We start from the raw sequence: 14,890 nt of genomic DNA on the forward strand, positions 1-14,890 counted from the left end.
CGACGGGCGGAGCAGGTTGTACATTACGCACTATCACCTGCTTCATTTCTACAGGATTCACCCGTCATGACCGCCCCGGAAGTCGTTATCTCTCCCTCGATCAGCTGCGCGAACGATAAGCCCTTTGTGCTGTTCGGCGGCATCAACGTGCTGGAATCCCGCGACCTGGCGCTGCGCGCCTGCGAGGAATACCAGCGCGTGACGACGCGGCTGGGCATCCCCTACGTGTTCAAGGCGTCGTTCGACAAGGCCAACCGCTCCTCCATCCATTCATATCGCGGCCCGGGCCTGGAAGAGGGGATGCGGATTTTCGAGGAGGTCAAGAACACCTTCGGCGTGCCGGTCATCACCGACGTGCATGAGCCCTGGCAGGCCGCGCCGGTGGCCGAGGTCGTGGACATCCTGCAACTGCCCGCCTTCCTGGCCCGGCAGACGGACCTGGTGGTCGCGCTGGCGAAGACGCAGCGCGTGATCAACATCAAGAAGCCGCAGTTCCTCAGCCCGACCCAGATGCTGAACATCGTCGAGAAGTTCACCGAGGCCGGCAACGACAAACTCATCCTCTGCGACCGGGGCACCTCCTTCGGCTACGACAACCTGGTGGTGGACATGTTGGGGTTCGGCGTGATGAAGAAGGTGTCCGGCAACCGCCCGCTGATTTTCGACGTGACGCATGCCCTGCAGCAGCGTTCGGCGCTGGACGCCGCCTCGGGCGGCCGCCGCGAGCAGGTGGCCGAGCTGGCCCGCGCCGGCATGGCGGTGGGGCTGGCGGGCCTTTTCCTGGAAGCCCACCCCGATCCCAGGCAGGCCAAATGCGACGGACCCAGCGCCTTGCCGCTGGACAAACTCGAACCCTTCCTGACCCAGCTGAAGCAGCTGGACGACCTGGTGAAGTCCTTTGCCCCCATCGACATCGAACCCTGAGCGCGGCGGTCACGATCGCTGCATCGAGTTGTTATACGATCCAGGCCACTCGAAGCCTGCGCGAGGCCGCTTTGAGTCTCAACCGTCCTTAGGGAGGCCTGGATGTCTTTGTATGTGATCGTCGCCGTCCGCAAGGAGCCCGTGAGCGGGCACGTGGCCTATGTCCGCTGGGGGCAGGCCGAGCGCGGCGTGCCGGGCTGGGTGACGGAACCGGTCACGGCGGCGGCTTCCGAAGTCATCGAACTCATCAAGGACGGCGTCGAGGTCGAGACCGCCATCAGCCTGGACGGCATGAGCGTGGCGTCGCGCCCCGTGCGGGTCCTGGTCGACGACGACGGGCGCGAGCACCTCGTGTCCGCGCCCATGCCCAGCTCCACCCTGCATACGCTGTTCGACCTGCCGGAGTTCTGATCCGGCGTCGCGGGCCGCCCTAGGGGATTCCCTTACTTGCGCGCCGGCCGGCGGGGGGCGATTCTTTGACAGGATCCTGCCCTCGCGTCTGGATGGATACAACAGAGGACGCCCTCTATGACTGAGCCCGGCTCTGCTCCCGCGCATGCGCCCGCCGCAAGGCGCAAGGGACGTCGCCTGTCGTGGATTTGGCTGGTGCCTATCATCGCGGCGGTGGGCGGTTTGCTGCTGGTGGTGCGCGTCTGGATGGAGGCCGGCCCCACGGCCACCATCAGTTTCCAGACCGCCGAAGGGCTGGAAGCCGGCAAGACGCAAGTGCGCTACAAGGAGGTCAACGTCGGCCTCGTCGAGCGCGTCGCCCTGAATCCCGACCGCTCCGGCGTCATCGTCACGATCCGCATCGACAAGGACGCGAGCAGCCTGCTGCAGGAAGGCACCCAGTTCTGGGTGGTGCGGCCCCGCCTCACCCTGAGCGGCGTGTCCGGCCTGAGCACCTTGTTCTCCGGCGCCTACATCGGCGTGGACCCGGCCGGCGACCGAAGCAAGAACGCCGCCGGCTTCGCCACCAAATCGGCCTTCGTCGGCCTGGAGATTCCGCCCGAGGTGACGCAGGACCGCGCGGGCAAGCGCTATACGCTCAAGGCCAACGACCTCGGCTCGCTGGACGTCGGGTCGCCGGTTTACTACCGGCGCATTCCGGTGGGGGAGGTGGTGGGCTACCACCTGGACAAGGCGGGCGAGGGGGTCGACGTGCAGGTCTTCATCGACGCGCCCAACGACGCCTACGTCAACGAAGCGACGCGCTTCTGGAATGCCAGCGGCGTGGATTTCAGCGTCGATGCGCGCGGGCTGCAGATGCGCTCGCAGTCGTTGCTGTCGGTGATCGTCGGGGGCGTCGCCTTCGATACCGTCGAGCAGCGCGCGCGCGTGGCCGCCAAGGCCGACGCGGAGTTCGTCATTTTCTCGTCCGAAGGCGCCGCCCGGGCGCAGCCCGACGGGGTGCCGCTGCATATCCGCATGCGCTTCGACCAGTCGGTCCGCGGCCTGGTGGTGGGGGCGCCCATCGACAGCTACGGCGCCACCATCGGGCAGGTGGATTCCATCGGGCTGGAGCTGGATCGCGAGACCAACCGGTTCTACGCGGTGGTGGGGGCCACGTTGTACCTGGAGCGCCTGGGCGCCAAGACCGTCGGCGAAATCAAGGAGTATTCCGGATCGTCGCTGGCGCATCCCAGCGGCAAGCTGCTGACCGAAATGATCGCGCAGGGCCTGCGGGCGCAGCTGCGCATCGGCAACCTCCTGACCGGCCAGCTGTACGTGGCCATGGCGATGTTCCCGGATGCCAAGCCGGTGTCGTTCAAGATGGAAGCCACGCCGGAGATCCCGACGGTGCCCAACAACCTGGACCAGCTGCAGATGCAGATCAACAGCATCCTGACCAAGCTGGACCGGGTGCCGCTGGAGGCGCTGGGCACGGAGCTGAACAATCTGCTGCGCGGAACGGCCAGCCTGGTCAGGCGGCTGGATACCCGCCTGGCGCCGGAGGCGCAGGCCATGCTGAAGCAGGCCAGCAAGTCGCTGGCAGCGGTCGGGGGCGTGCTCAGCCCCGATGCCGATCTCCCTGCCAGCGCGGATACTGCCTTGCAGGAACTGGCGCGCGCCGCCCGGTCGCTGCGGGAGCTGGCGGATTATCTGCAGGCCTATCCCGACGCGCTGCTGCGGGGCCGCCCGCAGGACGCTCCGCCGACGCGTCAGCCGGCGCGCCAGTAGCCGGCCCGCCCGCGGGGAATGGCGCATCCGTATTGGACTCGGCCCGCGGCCGGGAACGAGACTTGCTGGTCGGTCCCGCGGCCTGACTGCCGTCGCTCATGGCAACGGCGAGGCGTCCGAGAGGGACTCAGCATGGATCATAGTGAAATGATGGCGCGCATGATCACGCAGCCCGTCGCGCCGGGCAGATTTGACCGCTGGGATGGCATTCTTTCCGCTTATGCGGATTGCCTGATCCACGTGCAGTCCAAGCTGTCGGACGCGGAGGTCAGGCGCTTTCTGGAGGTGGGCGCCCTGGTTTTCCGCACCTGTTGCCAGGAAGAAGCGCGGCAACGCTGGACCGCGGAGGAGCTGGCGATGTACCACCGCAAGCGTTCCTTCGATGCGTAGGCGGCCGTCCTGGGGTTCAGAACAGGCAGTGGCGCAACGCGAACTTGCGCCCGAAGGCGCGCACCTCGTCGCCGTCCACCGAGGCCGTCACGTCCCAGTGATCGCCGCGGGTGACGAGGATGGAGCGGCTGGAACACGCATGCCGCAGGGCGAAGCGCCAGAACTCGGCTTCGGACCCCATCGGTTCGAGGTCGTGCGGCCCGATGAGGAGCCGGGCGGGGCGGGGCGTTGCGCCCAGCGTCCAGCGCAAGGCGATGCCCAGGAACGCAAAACGCGCCGAGAACGACGATGGCTGGACGCACAGCACGCGGATTCTGTTGTTCATGGCCGGGACCCTCCAGGTAGGTCCAGCGTAGCAAAAGCCTCCGCGCGCTTCCATACCGCCTTTGGCGGATTCCGACCGGTTCCCGCGACGCGAAGGCGGCGCTAGGCCACGGCCGGCGCGCGCTCGCGCGTGACACGCGCCAACAGCAGCAGGGCCGCGGCGGGCGCCACGGCGAACGAGGCGAACAGCCACAGCGCGGCGCGCTGCGCGCCCGCGACGCCGCCCGGGTCGGCCAGGCCGGCGCCGTTGGTGATCACGCCGGCCAGCGCTGCCGTCAAGGCCGTGGCGTACAGCTGCACCGTGGTGATGGAGGAGGAGGTCAGGGTTTCCTCTCCCGGCGGGGCGGCATTGAAGATCCGGGTGAGCAGGTGCGGCCAGCTCAGGCCGATGCCGAAGCCCACGCCGGCCAGCGCCACCACGTAGACCGCCAGCCCGGCATAGGACTGGAGCAGCGCCGCGCGCGGCGTCATGACGGCCAGCGCCACCAGCGAAGCCAGGATGACGACGGGGCTCAGGCGCACCAGGAAGTTCGCGGCCGGGCCGCTGCGGGTGGCGCTGGGCATGGCGGCCAGCGTCCAGCCCGCCGCCATGGCGGCGGTCATGTAGCCCGCGGCCAGCGGCGTCATGCCGTGGATGACCTGCAGGAAATACGGCACGAAAATCTCGGTGGTGATGGCGGCCACCACCAGGCACATCAGGGCGTACAGCGCGCCCAGCGGCGTTCCGATGCTGTAGGCGCCGGTGGGCAGCAGCCGCTTGGCGGCGCGCGCGTCCACCGCCGCGATCAGGACCGCGATGGCCAGCCCGGCGCCGATGCCCGCTAGGTTGCCCGCCAGTCCGGTGGACAGGCTGGCCAGCGTGATGGCCAGCACGCTTGCCACCAGCAGGGCCAGCGTGGACAGGGGCAGGGAGGTCGGCGAGGACTTCGGCATGGCGGCCTTGTTTCCGACCTTCAGGACGACGATGAGCGCCAGCGCCGCGGCGGCGGGCAGCAGGGCCCAGAAGGCCAGCCGCCAGTGCCCCGATTGCGCGAACATGCCGCCGATGGCGGGGCCGCACAAGGTGGCCACGCCCCACATGCCCGACACCAGCGCCATGGCGCGCGACCACAGGGCCGCTTCGAACACCAGGCGGATCAACGCATAGCTGAGCGCGAAGAGAATGCCGCCGCCCAGGCCCTGGACGCTGCGGCCCGCCAGCAGCCAGGGCATGGAAGGGGCCAGGGCGCAGACGACCGATCCCGCCGTGAACACCGCCACCGCCGACAGGTAGGCCGCGCGCGGACCCAGCGTTTCGATCAGCTTGGCCGACAGCGCCGAGCCCACGATGGACGTGACCACGAAGAGCGTGGTGTTCCACGCGTAGTATTCGAGTCCGCCGATATCCTGGATCACGCTGGGCAGGATCGTGGTCACGATGTAGACGTTGATGGCGTGCAAGGCGACGCCGCCCGCCAGCGCGATGGAGCGCAGGGCATTGCCGCCGCGCAGCAGCGCCGCCCAGGAGGCGTTTGAAACATGGGATGTGCCGGTGCTCACGCGGGGGTCCGCCTTCGATGTCGTTATTTAAACAAGAAAACTATTGGATAATACGCATGCCGGCGCCGGACCGCAAACCCGGCTTCACTGCCGGCGCAGGCCGCGCAGCAGCAGGTCGAGCGCCTGCAACGCCTGGGCCAGCCGGTCGGCGTCCTCCGGATCGGCGGCGATCCAGAAGGCGCTATCCGACAGGCTGCCGTTGATCAGCCGGGCAAGCGCCGCGGGCGCCGCGGGTTCGATGGCCCCGTCGTCCATCAGGCGCTGCAAGAGCGCGCCCAGCGACGCCAGGCAGCGCTGCTGGGCATGGTCGGTGGCCGGGCCCAGCACGGCGCGGGCGTCCTGCAGCACGATGCGCCGGATCTCGGGTTCGGCGGCCATCCTCAGATAGGCGCGGCAGCGTTCGCGGAAAGCGGTCCAGGCGTCCGGCGCCCGCGCCGAAATCTCGTCCAGGCGCTGGTCCATTTCGTCGTCGATCTGTTCGACGACCGCGGCCAGCAGGCCCGGCTTGCCGCCGAAATGATGGTAGAGGGCCCCGCGGGTCAGGCCGGCCGCGGCCGTGAAGTCGTCCATGGAGGTTGCCGCGTACCCCGCCTCGCGGAAGGCCCGGCGCGCGGCGTCCAGCAGTTTCGCGCGGGTGGCTTCGATCATTTCGGCGCGGGAGCGGGCCATGGTTTCCTCCGGTGGCATACGGGCCGTATGTAAATTGACATACGTAATGTATGTGAATACGATCTCGTTGTCTACATGCTTCAAAGGTTCCAGGTGGCCAATCCGTACCGCGAGTTGTTCAGGGCGCCCGGCGCCGTCGGTTTCGTGCTGGCGGGCGCGATCGCGCGCCTGCCCTTGCCGATGATAGGGATCGGCATCATCACGATGCTGTCGGAGGTGCGCGGCGCCTACGCGCTGGCGGGTGCCGTCGCGGCCACCTTCGCGCTGGCCACGGCCTTGCTCGCGCCGCGCATTTCGCGGCTGGTGGACCGGCACGGCCAGGGCAGGGTGCTGCCCGTCGCGGCGGGCCTGTGCGTGCTCGCGCTGGTCGGCCTGGCGGCCTGCCTGCGGTGGCAGGCGCCGGATTGGACCCTGTTCGCGTGCGCCGCGTTGGCGGGCAGCCTGCCCAGCATGCCCGCGATGATACGCGCGCGGTGGACGGAGATCTTCCGCGACAAGCCGCAATTGCGCACGGCCTACGCGCTGGAATCGGTGGCCGACGAACTGAGCTTCATCATCGGGCCGCCCTTGTCCGTGGGCCTGAGCGTGATCTTCTTTCCCGAAGCCGGCCCCCTGACCGCGGCATTGCTGCTCGCGGTCGGCGTCACGGCCTTCGTGCTGCAGCGGGCCACCGCGCCCGCGGTGCGGCCGCGCCGCGAGGAGCGCGAGGCCTCGGTGCTGCGCGTGCCGATGTTGCGGTCCCTGCTGGCCATGATGGCGGCCATGGGCGTGATCGTGGGCACCATCGACGTGCTCAGCGTGGCCTTCGCGCGGCAGCAGGAAATGCCGGCGGGCGCCAGCCTGGTGCTGTCGGCCTATGCGCTGGGTTCCTGCGTCGCCGGCCTGGTGTTCGGCGTCCTGACGTTCCGGGCGCCGCTGGCCCGGCTGCTGGCCGTCGCCGCCGCGGTCACGGCGTTCACGACCATTCCCCTGCTGCTGGTGAACGATCTGCTGGGCCTGTCGCTGGGCGTGCTGCTGGCGGGCCTGTCGTTCGCCCCGACCATGATCATCGCGATGGCGCTGGTGGAAAGCAACGTGCCGGGCCATCGCCTGACCGAGGGGCTGACCTGGCTGGTCACCGGCCTGGGCGCCGGCGTGGCCGCGGGCGCGGCGCTGGCCGGCTGGGTGGTGGACCACTACGGCGTGCGCGCGGGCTTCTGGACCGCCGTGGGCGCGGGCGCCATCGTGCTGCTGGCCGCGCTGCCGGCGGCGCGCCGCCCTAGGGTCGGCGCCTGAGGAGGGCGCGGATAGAATGGCGGATCCGGCGCATCATCAGGAGCAGGCCATGTCCAGGACCGTCATCAATCCCGATACCGTATTCGACTCCGTGCAATACGGGTTCAGCCAGGCCGTGATCGTGACCGGGCAGCGGCGCATGCTGCTGTCGGGCCAGGTAGGCGTCGACGCCAGCGCGCGCACCGTGGGCCCGGGCCTGCAGGAGCAGACCGCGGCCGCGCTGGATAACGTCGAGCGCGTGCTCGCCGCCGCGGGCGGCACCCTGGCGCAAGTGATCATGCTGCGCATCTACCTCTGCGAGACGGCGCGCGAAGATCAGGAAGTGATCGCCCAGGCGCTGCGCGACCGCTTCAAGAAGGATCCGCCGCCTTCGTCGTGGATCATCGTGAGCGGCCTGTCGCTGCCGGAATGGCTGATCGAGATCGAAGCGGAAGCCATGCTGGACTGCTGACCCGGCGCCGCGGCCGGTTTCAGGGCGCCTCGGGCTTGTCCGATTTGTCCGGCGCATCCGGCCTGTCGCGCCAGGGTGGCGCGGCGAAGGCGGCGCGCAGGTGCGCCAGGAAGCCGGCGGTCCGCGCCGGCAGCTCCTGCCGCGACTTGACCAGGGCCACCACGTTCGCCTGCGGCAGGCTCCAGCCGGCCAGCAGGGGCACCAGCCGACGCGCGCGCAGATGCTCCGCCACGTCCCATTCCGAGCGCACCATGATCCCGTGCCCGGCCAGGGCCCACTCCACGGCCGTTTCCCCCGCATTGCTCGACAGCACCGGCGATACGCGCACGCCCACGGCCGCGCCGCGACCCTGCTTGAACCGCCATAGGGTCACGTCTTCGTCGTTTTCGCGCAGGGCGATGCAATCGTGCCCGCGCAGGTCTTCCGGCTTGGCCGGGGCGCCGCGGCGCGCCAGGTAGGCGGGCGAGGCGCACAGGATCCGGCGGTTGGGCGCCAGCGGATAGGCCACCAACGTCGAATCGCGCAGTTCGCCGATATGGACCATGACGTCCCAATCGTCGGAGGCGAGCCGCGGCGGGCCGTCGGACAGGGTCAGGCTGGCCGTGACGTTCTCTCCCTGCTTGCGGAATTCCGCCACCAGCCCCGCCACGTAGCGCTGGCCGAAACCCAGCGGCGCGACCACGCGCAGGTGGCCCGCCACCAGCCCGCGCCGGCCCGCCAGTTCGTCCGCCAGATTGCCCAGCTCGCCGCTGATCTGCTCCGCGCGCAGCGCGAGCAGCCGGCCTTCGTCGGTCAGCGCCGTGCCGCGCCCTGAACGGTTGACGAGCCTGACGCCCAGCCGCTTTTCCAGCGCGTGCAGGCGCTGCGTGACGGCCGGGGGCGTCACGTCCAGCGCGCGCGCCGCTTCCGCCAGCGAGCGGGTGGCCGCCAGGCTCAGGAAGAAGCGCAGGTCGTCGGTGGTGATCATTCAGGCTCGCATTAATCGATGATTAAGTCTTTATTAAACACGCGAGGCCGGCGCCGCGCCATACTTGCTGCCAGCGGACGCCGGGCAGCCCGGCGTCTCCCGATCAGCGATACCGAGGCTCCCATGACCGAAATCACCGCCCCGTCCACCGTGGACACCCTGGACACGCCGTGCCTGCTGCTGGACGAGAGCCGCATGACGCGCAACATCGAGCGCCTGAACGCGCTGATGGCGGGCCATGGCGTGCAATTGCGTCCGCACCTGAAGACGCCCAAATCCATCGAAGTCGCGCGGCGGCTCATGTCCACGCCGCGGGGGCCGGCCGCCGTGTCCACGCTGCAGGAAGCCGAGCAGTTCGCGGCCGCCGGCGTCACCGACCTGCTGTATGCCGTCGGCGTGTCGCCCGCCAAGCTCGACCGCGTGCTGGCGCTGCGCCGGCAAGGGGTCGATCTCACCGTGGTGGTCGACAGCCTGGAGGCGGCGCGCGCGGTGGCGCGGCGCGCCCGCGAGGCGGGCGACGCCATACCCGCCCTGATCGAAATCGACTGCGACGGCCACCGCGCGGGCGTGCAGCCCGGCAATACGGAGCAGTTGCTGGCGATTGCGCGGGCGCTGCACGAAGAGGGCGCCTGCCTGCGCGGCGTGATGACGCACGCCGGCGAATCCTACGGCTGCGATAGCGTCGAGGCGATCGCGGACATGGCCGAGCAGGAACGCCAGGCCGCCGTCGTGTGCGCCCAGGCCATCCGCGAGGCCGGCCTGCCGTGTCCGGTGGTCAGCGTGGGTTCCACGCCCACGGCGCATTTCGCGCGCAACCTGGAAGGCGTGACCGAAGTCCGCGCGGGCGTCTACGTGTTCTTCGACCTGGTGATGGCGGGCCTGGGCGTGTGCGAGGTGGACGATATCGCGGCCACCGTCCTGACGACCGTGATCGGGCATCAGCCGGAGAAGGGCTGGATCCTGGTGGACGCCGGCTGGATGGCCATGTCGCGCGACCGGGGCACCGCCAGGCAGCGGGTGGACCAGCTGTACGGGCTGGTCTGCGACGCGCAGGGCAAGGTGTATCCCGACCTGCTGCTCGCCGAGACCAACCAGGAACAAGGCATCATCAAGGTGCGGCCGGGCAGCGGCGCCGTCCTGCCCGACCTGCCGCTGGGCGCGAAGCTGCGGATCGTGCCCAACCATGCCTGCGCCACCTGCGCGCAGCATGAGGCCTACGAGGTCGTGCGCTCCGGTTCGCCCGAGGTGGTGGCGCACTGGGAACGCTTCCGCGGCTGGTAACCCCTGCGCAAAAGGACGCTGACATGGAAATCATCCATACGCCCGACGCCACCTTGCCCGCCGGCCATTATTCGCAGGCGCTGCGGGCCAACGGCTTCGTTTTCGTCTCGGGGCAACTGGGGTTCCTGCCGCCCTCGGCGCCCGGCGCGCGGCCCGCGCTGGCCAGCGGCGCGGCCGCCCAGACGCGGGAGGCCCTGCGCAGCGTGCGGGCCATCCTGGAGGCGGCCGGCTCGTCGCTGGCCGCCGTCGCCAGCGTGACGGTGTACATCCCCGACGTGGGCCTTTGGGATGAGGTCAACCGGGTCTACGAAACGTGTTTCGGCGAGCATCGCCCGGCCCGCGCCATCGTGCCCACCCGCGAACTGCATTTCGGCGCGCTGGTGGAGATCAGCGTGATCGCGGTCGGCTGATGCCTGGTCGCGGCTTGTCAATATTTACATAAAGAAATATTTAGCCGCGAATAGTTCATTTTTCGTATCGTAATTGTTCCGTATTCAGGCCCAGCGGCCGCCGCGCAGAAGCACGGCGGCCGCTGGGCCTGGGCGTTCATTTCACGGCTTTCCTCCGTCGTTACAAACACTTGGCGCTGAAATAGCGGCCAACTTCGGGCTCAAATCCACGGCTCGGACTTTCGTCCTGCTCATACAATTTGAAACTGTATTTTGTATAGAAAGTAGAAAATTGTGAATCACCAGGACGCCGCATGACCATTGAATCGCCTCTCCGCACGGCACGGCCCATTCTGTCCTTGCCTGCCTCTCCGTCCCTCAAGCGCGCCGCGATCCTGGCGCTGACGGCCGCCTGCCTGGCTCCCGGGCTGGATGCGGCCGCGGCGCCGTTGACGCCCGCGCAACTGGCCGCCCAGCAGCGGGCGGCCGAGCGCGCGGCCCAGCGCGCCGCGCAGCAGGCGGCCCTGGAAGCCGCCATGGAAGCCCGGCGCCAGGCCCTTGAGGCCTACCGCAAGGAGGCCGAGGCGCGCGGCGCCAACGCCGTCGCCATGGCCCAGACGGCGTCCATCCTGTTGCTCGACACCGAACTCGGCACGGTGGGCCAGCGCCAGGGCGAACTGCGCGCCATGCCGGACAAGGGCGGCCTCTGGGTGCGCGGCACCGGCAGCACCTACAAGGTGGAAACGGCCAACGCCCGCCGCTTCGACCAGGACGCGAGCGCCATTTCCGTGGGCGGCGACTATGCCTGGAACCTGGACACGGCCAAGGTCTACCTGGGCGCCTTCGTCGGCCTGTCGGAGTCCAGGCAGGACGCCGAGTTCAATACCCGCGGGAAGATCGACAGCCGTTATGCCGGCATCTATCTGTCTTACGTGGACGACAACGGCCTGTATGTCGACGTGGTCAACAAGGTCGGCAGGATCGATCAGGACGTGCGTTTCGACCTGCCGCTGGACCGCGGCACCTACAACGACGACGTGTCGCACACGACCTACAGCGGCAGCGTGGAAGTGGGCTACCACTGGCGCCTGGCCGACGGCTGGTTCGTGGAGCCGCAGCTCCAGGGCATCTACAGCCGCAGCAGCCAGACGTCGATCGAAGGGCGGGCAGGGCTGCGCGCCGGACGCGACTTCAGCCTGGCGGGCGGCGGCACGGTGCAGCCCTATGCGCGGGTGTCGTACCTGAAGCAGTTCTCCCACGACGATACGGTGGGCTTCGGCGATTCGACCTACGATGTGGCGCTGCCCGGAAACCGCTGGCAGCTGGGCGGCGGCGTGGCGGTGGAAACCGGACGCCATCGGGCGTTCGTGGACCTGCAATACGGCACCGGTTCCAGCGTCAGCCAGGAAGTGACGGCCAACATCGGCTACACCTTCCGCTTCTGATCCAGTCCGGGTTTCGGTTCCCTCGCGGGGGCCCGCGCCTATAATGCGTGCGGCTCAATGCCTTCGGGGGAGATCGTTCGCATGCAGTACGAATACCTGTTCTGGTCGATGGCCGCGATGGTGGCGGCCGCCCTGGCCGGCGGCTCGCTGTGCGGCCGCCTGCGCTCCGTCAAGCATGCGCTCCTGGGCGTGGTCGCGCTCGCGGCGGCGGTTTTCGTGGCGGTATTCGTGCTGTCGCGCCGCGCCGGCTTCAGCGATCTGTCGGCGATGCTGTCGATCGCGGCCTTCATGTTCAGCCTGGTGATCGGCACCGCGGCTTCCTTGCTCACGCGGCGCGTGCTGTCGCGCCGCTGAGCCGTCCCGCGCGGGTCATTCCTCCGCGTCGAAATCCTCGTCTTCGTCGTCCTCGTCCTGCTCCAGGGCGTCATAGCCCTTCCAGGTGATGCGCCAGCGCGTGGCGCCCGCGTTCGCGGCGGTTTCGCTCACTTGCTTGACCAGCCCGGCGTCTTCCAGCAGGTCCAGGTGGTGCGCGATCAGTTGCAGGCCCTGTTCTTCGGGGTGCGGCGCGAGGGCCGCGTTCTTGATGTCGTGCGTGCTCAGGTTGGGGCCCGGCGCGTCGCGCAGGGCGCCCAGGATCGTGACGACCAGATCGAAATCGCGTTGCATGATGTCCACCATGTAGGGAAAGGATAGGGCGACGATAGCAGAGTTCGATGGCGGCAACGCGACAGCCGGCGGCCGGGTTACAGTCCAGGGTTCTCGATAACCGATATATGCTGAAACCATGAAGAAACCCGCAGAACGCGACTGCCTTGCGCTGGTCCCCGGCTACTCCGGCCAGGCCGCCAAGCTCTTTCTTTCGCGCGGCGCCGACGACCGCATCGATGGCGTGACCGTCTACGACCTGCTGGGCCACGTCAAGCTGCAGGGCGGCGCCGAGGCGGCCGCGGCCTGGGTCGGCGAATGGCTCGCCCAGGAGGCCGGCAACCGCAAGGCCCGCCGCACGCAGTTGCTGGCGCAGATGTTCATCTGCAAGCTCGTCGACGACGAAAAGGCCGCCTTCCTGGCCGCCCAGAAGCCGCTGGCCGCCGCGCTGGCCGCCGCCGGGGTGCGCATCCGTAGCGTCGCCGCCACATCCGGCGCGGCCCGCCAGTCGCTCGGCCCCACCGTCAAGAAGCATTAGTCCAAGGCTGTTATAGTCGCGCCTGGGCGTGCGTGTGCACCTGCGAGGTGCGTGCCCAGGCGGGCGATGCCCGCGAATCTAGGAAGATGGATCATGGAAATAGTAAGTCGGCAGGTTGCCGACGTGGCGGGCGGCGTTGAACTGCACACCACGCTGGATGGCGAAAGCATAAGCGTCTACGTGGTCGTGGGCGTGACCGATCTGAATGCGATCGCAGACATCGTGCCGCGCGCGAAGGTCGAAGCGGGGGCGGATATACACGCCTCGAATGTCGACGATGTTGATAATGCGCAAGAACAAATCGACCAAGTCCTGGAGAATATGAATCCCGGCGACGTGGCGGTTTTCCTTTGCTCGGGTCCCGACGCTTTCGGCGCGGCGCTCGACTTGCTGGGTTTACCTATCGACGAGTAAGCCTGGCGGCAAACCAAAGTGCTAGCCCGAACGGCGTATGTAGGATCGTGCGCGGGCAGGCGGCATTTATATAAGCCTTGATTGTTTTTTTATGATGCGTGGGTGTTTACACCTATGCAGGACTCCTTATTGCCTATGAAATCGTGTCGTTTTTCTGCGCAGTTTCTCTTTGTTGCATTATTGGCACGCATTTTTTAGGATTATGTTGACTTATGAGGGGAACCTAACGATAGTGTCGGCACACGATCACAAGCGTTGCGATTTTCGTTCAGTGCCGTGCCTTTTCCGGCTCAGCGTTATTGTTCTACTGTCCCCTCCTTGATTGATTCGTGACCTCCGGGCATTTGCCCATTATCTCTAGGAAATACAGTATGGAAACCGGCGTCGTTAAGTGGTTCAACTCGGAAAAGGGCTATGGCTTCATCACTCCGGAAGCGGGTGGCAAGGATCTGTTCGCTCACTTCTCCGAAATTCAGGGCTCGGGCTTCAAGTCTCTGGAAGAGAACCAGCGCGTCAGCTTTGTGACGGCCAATGGCCCCAAGGGCCCGCAAGCCACGAAGATCCAGGTCCTGTAAGGTCCTGAGTTTTCAAGAAAAGCCCCCTAGCGGGGCTTTTTTGTTTTTGCGCGCCGGATACTCGGCCGCGTCCATCATCCAAGCGCAGGTATTCGGGTAATCCCTCGGCGCGGTATTCTCTGACTATTCAAAACGGCAGCCGAATGCGCCGCCATCCACCGCAGGAACGCGCCGCCATGATTACTCCCGTTACCCCGTCGTCCATTCCCCAGGCCCACGAAGTCGTTTCTTTCTGGCTCGATGCGGGGCCGCAGCAGTGGTTCAACAAGGACGCCGCATTCGATGCCGCGTTTCGCGAGCGCTTCGAGGGCGCGCATGACGCCGCCGCCGCTCGCCAGCTGGATGCCTGGCTGGACGATCCCACCGGCGCGCTGGCGCTGATGATCCTGCTGGATCAGTTCCCCCGCAATGCCTATCGCGGCACGGCGCATATGTTCGCCACGGATCCGCTGGCGCAGTATTTCGCCGACCACGCCATCGCGGCCGGGCATGATCTCGCCGTCGATCCGCCGCTGCGCCAGTTCTTCTATCTGCCGTTCGAGCACGCCGAAAGCCTGGCGGCGCAGAACCGCGCCGTCGCGCTGATGGAGACGCTGGATGCGGAGTCGCTGCGGTGGGCGGTGCTGCACCGGGACATCATCAAGCGCTTCGGCCGCTTTCCCCACCGCAATGCCGCGCTCGGCAGGCAGACCAGCCAGGCCGAACAGGAATTCCTCGAATCGGGCGGATTCGCCGGCTAGGCAGGGAGGCGCCGAAAGGCGCTTCCGCCGTGAGTATCTTTGTGTATCGGCGCATGGCAACTTGAAAATGTTCAGCCGCTCGCGGGGCCGGGCAGGGCGCGGCGCCATGGGCCGCGCGGCATAGTTCGCATGCAAGGGAGCGC

General features: G+C 67.8%; 19 protein-coding genes. 14 read left to right on the plus strand and 5 right to left on the minus strand.

Features of this window, described 5'->3' with window-relative positions; genetic code table 11:
- Positions 1–66: 66 nt before the first annotated feature.
- From kdsA to ADE01S_RS16260, 4 genes are all read left to right on the plus strand, one after another.
- On the plus strand, positions 67–924 hold the full coding sequence (kdsA, locus tag ADE01S_RS16245; RefSeq protein WP_062682766.1) for a 3-deoxy-8-phosphooctulonate synthase: 858 nt from the start codon (positions 67–69) through the stop codon (positions 922–924).
- Positions 925–1,026: 102 nt separating this feature from the next.
- A complete protein-coding gene (locus tag ADE01S_RS16250) occupies positions 1,027–1,335 on the plus strand; it encodes a hypothetical protein (RefSeq protein ID WP_062682767.1) in 309 nt (102 codons plus the stop codon).
- Between the two features lie 117 nt (positions 1,336–1,452).
- A complete protein-coding gene (locus tag ADE01S_RS16255; protein WP_062682768.1) occupies positions 1,453–3,105 on the plus strand; it encodes a PqiB family protein in 1,653 nt (550 codons plus the stop codon).
- Positions 3,106–3,237: 132 nt separating this feature from the next.
- Positions 3,238–3,495 (plus strand): hypothetical protein, encoded by a 258-nt coding sequence (locus ADE01S_RS16260; RefSeq protein WP_062682769.1) that lies wholly within the window; start codon positions 3,238–3,240, stop codon positions 3,493–3,495.
- 16 nt (positions 3,496–3,511) lie between these two features.
- Here the strand turns inward: ADE01S_RS16260 and ADE01S_RS16265 are convergent, their stop codons facing one another.
- The 3 genes from ADE01S_RS16265 to ADE01S_RS16275 all read right to left on the minus strand — a co-directional run bounded on the left by ADE01S_RS16265 (position 3,512) and on the right by ADE01S_RS16275 (position 6,027).
- A complete protein-coding gene (locus tag ADE01S_RS16265) occupies positions 3,512–3,820 on the minus strand; it encodes a hypothetical protein (protein WP_062682770.1) in 309 nt (102 codons plus the stop codon).
- 101 nt (positions 3,821–3,921) lie between these two features.
- On the minus strand, positions 3,922–5,358 hold the full coding sequence (locus tag ADE01S_RS16270; RefSeq protein WP_062682771.1) for an MFS transporter: 1,437 nt from the start codon (positions 5,356–5,358) through the stop codon (positions 3,922–3,924).
- 84 nt (positions 5,359–5,442) lie between these two features.
- The gene (locus ADE01S_RS16275; RefSeq protein ID WP_062682772.1) at positions 5,443–6,027 is read right to left on the minus strand and encodes a TetR/AcrR family transcriptional regulator; all 585 of its coding nucleotides are present in this window, start codon (positions 6,025–6,027) and stop codon (positions 5,443–5,445) included.
- A gap of 93 nt (positions 6,028–6,120) precedes the next feature.
- On the opposite strand from ADE01S_RS16275, the gene ADE01S_RS16280 reads away from it, so the two are divergent.
- Together ADE01S_RS16280 and ADE01S_RS16285 are read left to right on the plus strand one after the other, a co-directional pair.
- Positions 6,121–7,302 (plus strand): MFS transporter, encoded by a 1,182-nt coding sequence (locus ADE01S_RS16280; RefSeq protein ID WP_062682843.1) that lies wholly within the window; start codon positions 6,121–6,123, stop codon positions 7,300–7,302.
- Between the two features lie 49 nt (positions 7,303–7,351).
- On the plus strand, positions 7,352–7,753 hold the full coding sequence (locus tag ADE01S_RS16285; protein WP_062682844.1) for a RidA family protein: 402 nt from the start codon (positions 7,352–7,354) through the stop codon (positions 7,751–7,753).
- Between the two features lie 19 nt (positions 7,754–7,772).
- Here ADE01S_RS16285 and ADE01S_RS16290 read toward each other — a convergent pair whose 3' ends face one another.
- A complete protein-coding gene (locus ADE01S_RS16290) occupies positions 7,773–8,720 on the minus strand; it encodes a LysR family transcriptional regulator (RefSeq protein ID WP_062682773.1) in 948 nt (315 codons plus the stop codon).
- 123 nt (positions 8,721–8,843) lie between these two features.
- Here ADE01S_RS16290 and ADE01S_RS16295 point away from each other — a divergent pair, with 123 nt between their 5' ends.
- The 4 genes from ADE01S_RS16295 (at position 8,844) to ADE01S_RS16310 (ending at position 12,189) form a co-directional block, all read left to right on the plus strand.
- Positions 8,844–10,001 (plus strand): DSD1 family PLP-dependent enzyme, encoded by a 1,158-nt coding sequence (locus tag ADE01S_RS16295; RefSeq protein WP_062682774.1) that lies wholly within the window; start codon positions 8,844–8,846, stop codon positions 9,999–10,001.
- A gap of 23 nt (positions 10,002–10,024) precedes the next feature.
- Positions 10,025–10,411, plus strand: a complete 387-nt coding sequence (locus tag ADE01S_RS16300) for a RidA family protein (RefSeq protein WP_062682775.1) — start codon at positions 10,025–10,027, stop codon at positions 10,409–10,411.
- A 293-nt stretch (positions 10,412–10,704) separates the two neighbouring features.
- Positions 10,705–11,835 (plus strand): autotransporter outer membrane beta-barrel domain-containing protein, encoded by a 1,131-nt coding sequence (locus ADE01S_RS16305; protein WP_082775822.1) that lies wholly within the window; start codon positions 10,705–10,707, stop codon positions 11,833–11,835.
- An 81-nt stretch (positions 11,836–11,916) separates the two neighbouring features.
- Complete coding sequence (locus tag ADE01S_RS16310) at positions 11,917–12,189, plus strand: hypothetical protein (RefSeq protein ID WP_062682777.1); 273 nt, start codon at positions 11,917–11,919, stop codon at positions 12,187–12,189.
- A 15-nt stretch (positions 12,190–12,204) separates the two neighbouring features.
- On the opposite strand, the gene ADE01S_RS16315 is transcribed toward ADE01S_RS16310, so the two are convergent.
- Positions 12,205–12,501: a DUF2513 domain-containing protein gene (locus tag ADE01S_RS16315; protein WP_062682845.1), complete on the minus strand. Its 297-nt coding sequence runs from the start codon at positions 12,499–12,501 to the stop codon at positions 12,205–12,207.
- A gap of 118 nt (positions 12,502–12,619) precedes the next feature.
- On the opposite strand from ADE01S_RS16315, the gene ADE01S_RS16320 reads away from it, so the two are divergent.
- The 4 genes from ADE01S_RS16320 (at position 12,620) to ADE01S_RS16335 (ending at position 14,747) form a co-directional block, all read left to right on the plus strand.
- Positions 12,620–13,018, plus strand: a complete 399-nt coding sequence (locus tag ADE01S_RS16320) for a hypothetical protein (protein ID WP_062682778.1) — start codon at positions 12,620–12,622, stop codon at positions 13,016–13,018.
- Positions 13,019–13,111: 93 nt separating this feature from the next.
- On the plus strand, positions 13,112–13,432 hold the full coding sequence (locus ADE01S_RS16325) for a hypothetical protein (protein ID WP_062682779.1): 321 nt from the start codon (positions 13,112–13,114) through the stop codon (positions 13,430–13,432).
- Between the two features lie 371 nt (positions 13,433–13,803).
- On the plus strand, positions 13,804–14,007 hold the full coding sequence (locus tag ADE01S_RS16330; protein ID WP_006220190.1) for a cold-shock protein: 204 nt from the start codon (positions 13,804–13,806) through the stop codon (positions 14,005–14,007).
- A 176-nt stretch (positions 14,008–14,183) separates the two neighbouring features.
- Complete coding sequence (locus ADE01S_RS16335) at positions 14,184–14,747, plus strand: DUF924 family protein (RefSeq protein WP_062682780.1); 564 nt, start codon at positions 14,184–14,186, stop codon at positions 14,745–14,747.
- The last annotated feature ends 143 nt before the right edge of the window (positions 14,748–14,890 follow it).

Source organism: Achromobacter denitrificans NBRC 15125 (genome assembly GCF_001571365.1).
Classification (GTDB): domain Bacteria; phylum Pseudomonadota; class Gammaproteobacteria; order Burkholderiales; family Burkholderiaceae_B; genus Achromobacter; species Achromobacter denitrificans.

Excerpts from the sequence above, each read along its gene's own strand:
- ADE01S_RS16295 (WP_062682774.1), top strand. The coding sequence starts at position 8,844 with ATGACCGAAATCACCGCCCCGTCCACCGTGGACACCCTGGACACGCCG.
- ADE01S_RS16335 (WP_062682780.1), top strand. The coding sequence starts at position 14,184 with ATGATTACTCCCGTTACCCCGTCGTCCATTCCCCAGGCCCACGAAGTC.
- ADE01S_RS16320 (WP_062682778.1), top strand. The coding sequence starts at position 12,620 with ATGAAGAAACCCGCAGAACGCGACTGCCTTGCGCTGGTCCCCGGCTAC.
- ADE01S_RS16310 (WP_062682777.1), top strand. The coding sequence starts at position 11,917 with ATGCAGTACGAATACCTGTTCTGGTCGATGGCCGCGATGGTGGCGGCC.
- ADE01S_RS16325 (WP_062682779.1), top strand. The coding sequence starts at position 13,112 with ATGGAAATAGTAAGTCGGCAGGTTGCCGACGTGGCGGGCGGCGTTGAA.
- ADE01S_RS16290 (WP_062682773.1), bottom strand. The coding sequence starts at position 8,720 with ATGATCACCACCGACGACCTGCGCTTCTTCCTGAGCCTGGCGGCCACC.
- ADE01S_RS16305 (WP_082775822.1), top strand. The coding sequence starts at position 10,705 with ATGACCATTGAATCGCCTCTCCGCACGGCACGGCCCATTCTGTCCTTG.
- ADE01S_RS16315 (WP_062682845.1), bottom strand. The coding sequence starts at position 12,501 with ATGCAACGCGATTTCGATCTGGTCGTCACGATCCTGGGCGCCCTGCGC.
- ADE01S_RS16330 (WP_006220190.1), top strand. The coding sequence starts at position 13,804 with ATGGAAACCGGCGTCGTTAAGTGGTTCAACTCGGAAAAGGGCTATGGC.
- ADE01S_RS16255 (WP_062682768.1), top strand. The coding sequence starts at position 1,453 with ATGACTGAGCCCGGCTCTGCTCCCGCGCATGCGCCCGCCGCAAGGCGC.
- ADE01S_RS16275 (WP_062682772.1), bottom strand. The coding sequence starts at position 6,027 with ATGGCCCGCTCCCGCGCCGAAATGATCGAAGCCACCCGCGCGAAACTG.
- kdsA (WP_062682766.1), top strand. The coding sequence starts at position 67 with ATGACCGCCCCGGAAGTCGTTATCTCTCCCTCGATCAGCTGCGCGAAC.
- ADE01S_RS16285 (WP_062682844.1), top strand. The coding sequence starts at position 7,352 with ATGTCCAGGACCGTCATCAATCCCGATACCGTATTCGACTCCGTGCAA.
- ADE01S_RS16260 (WP_062682769.1), top strand. The coding sequence starts at position 3,238 with ATGGATCATAGTGAAATGATGGCGCGCATGATCACGCAGCCCGTCGCG.
- ADE01S_RS16250 (WP_062682767.1), top strand. The coding sequence starts at position 1,027 with ATGTCTTTGTATGTGATCGTCGCCGTCCGCAAGGAGCCCGTGAGCGGG.
- ADE01S_RS16265 (WP_062682770.1), bottom strand. The coding sequence starts at position 3,820 with ATGAACAACAGAATCCGCGTGCTGTGCGTCCAGCCATCGTCGTTCTCG.
- ADE01S_RS16300 (WP_062682775.1), top strand. The coding sequence starts at position 10,025 with ATGGAAATCATCCATACGCCCGACGCCACCTTGCCCGCCGGCCATTAT.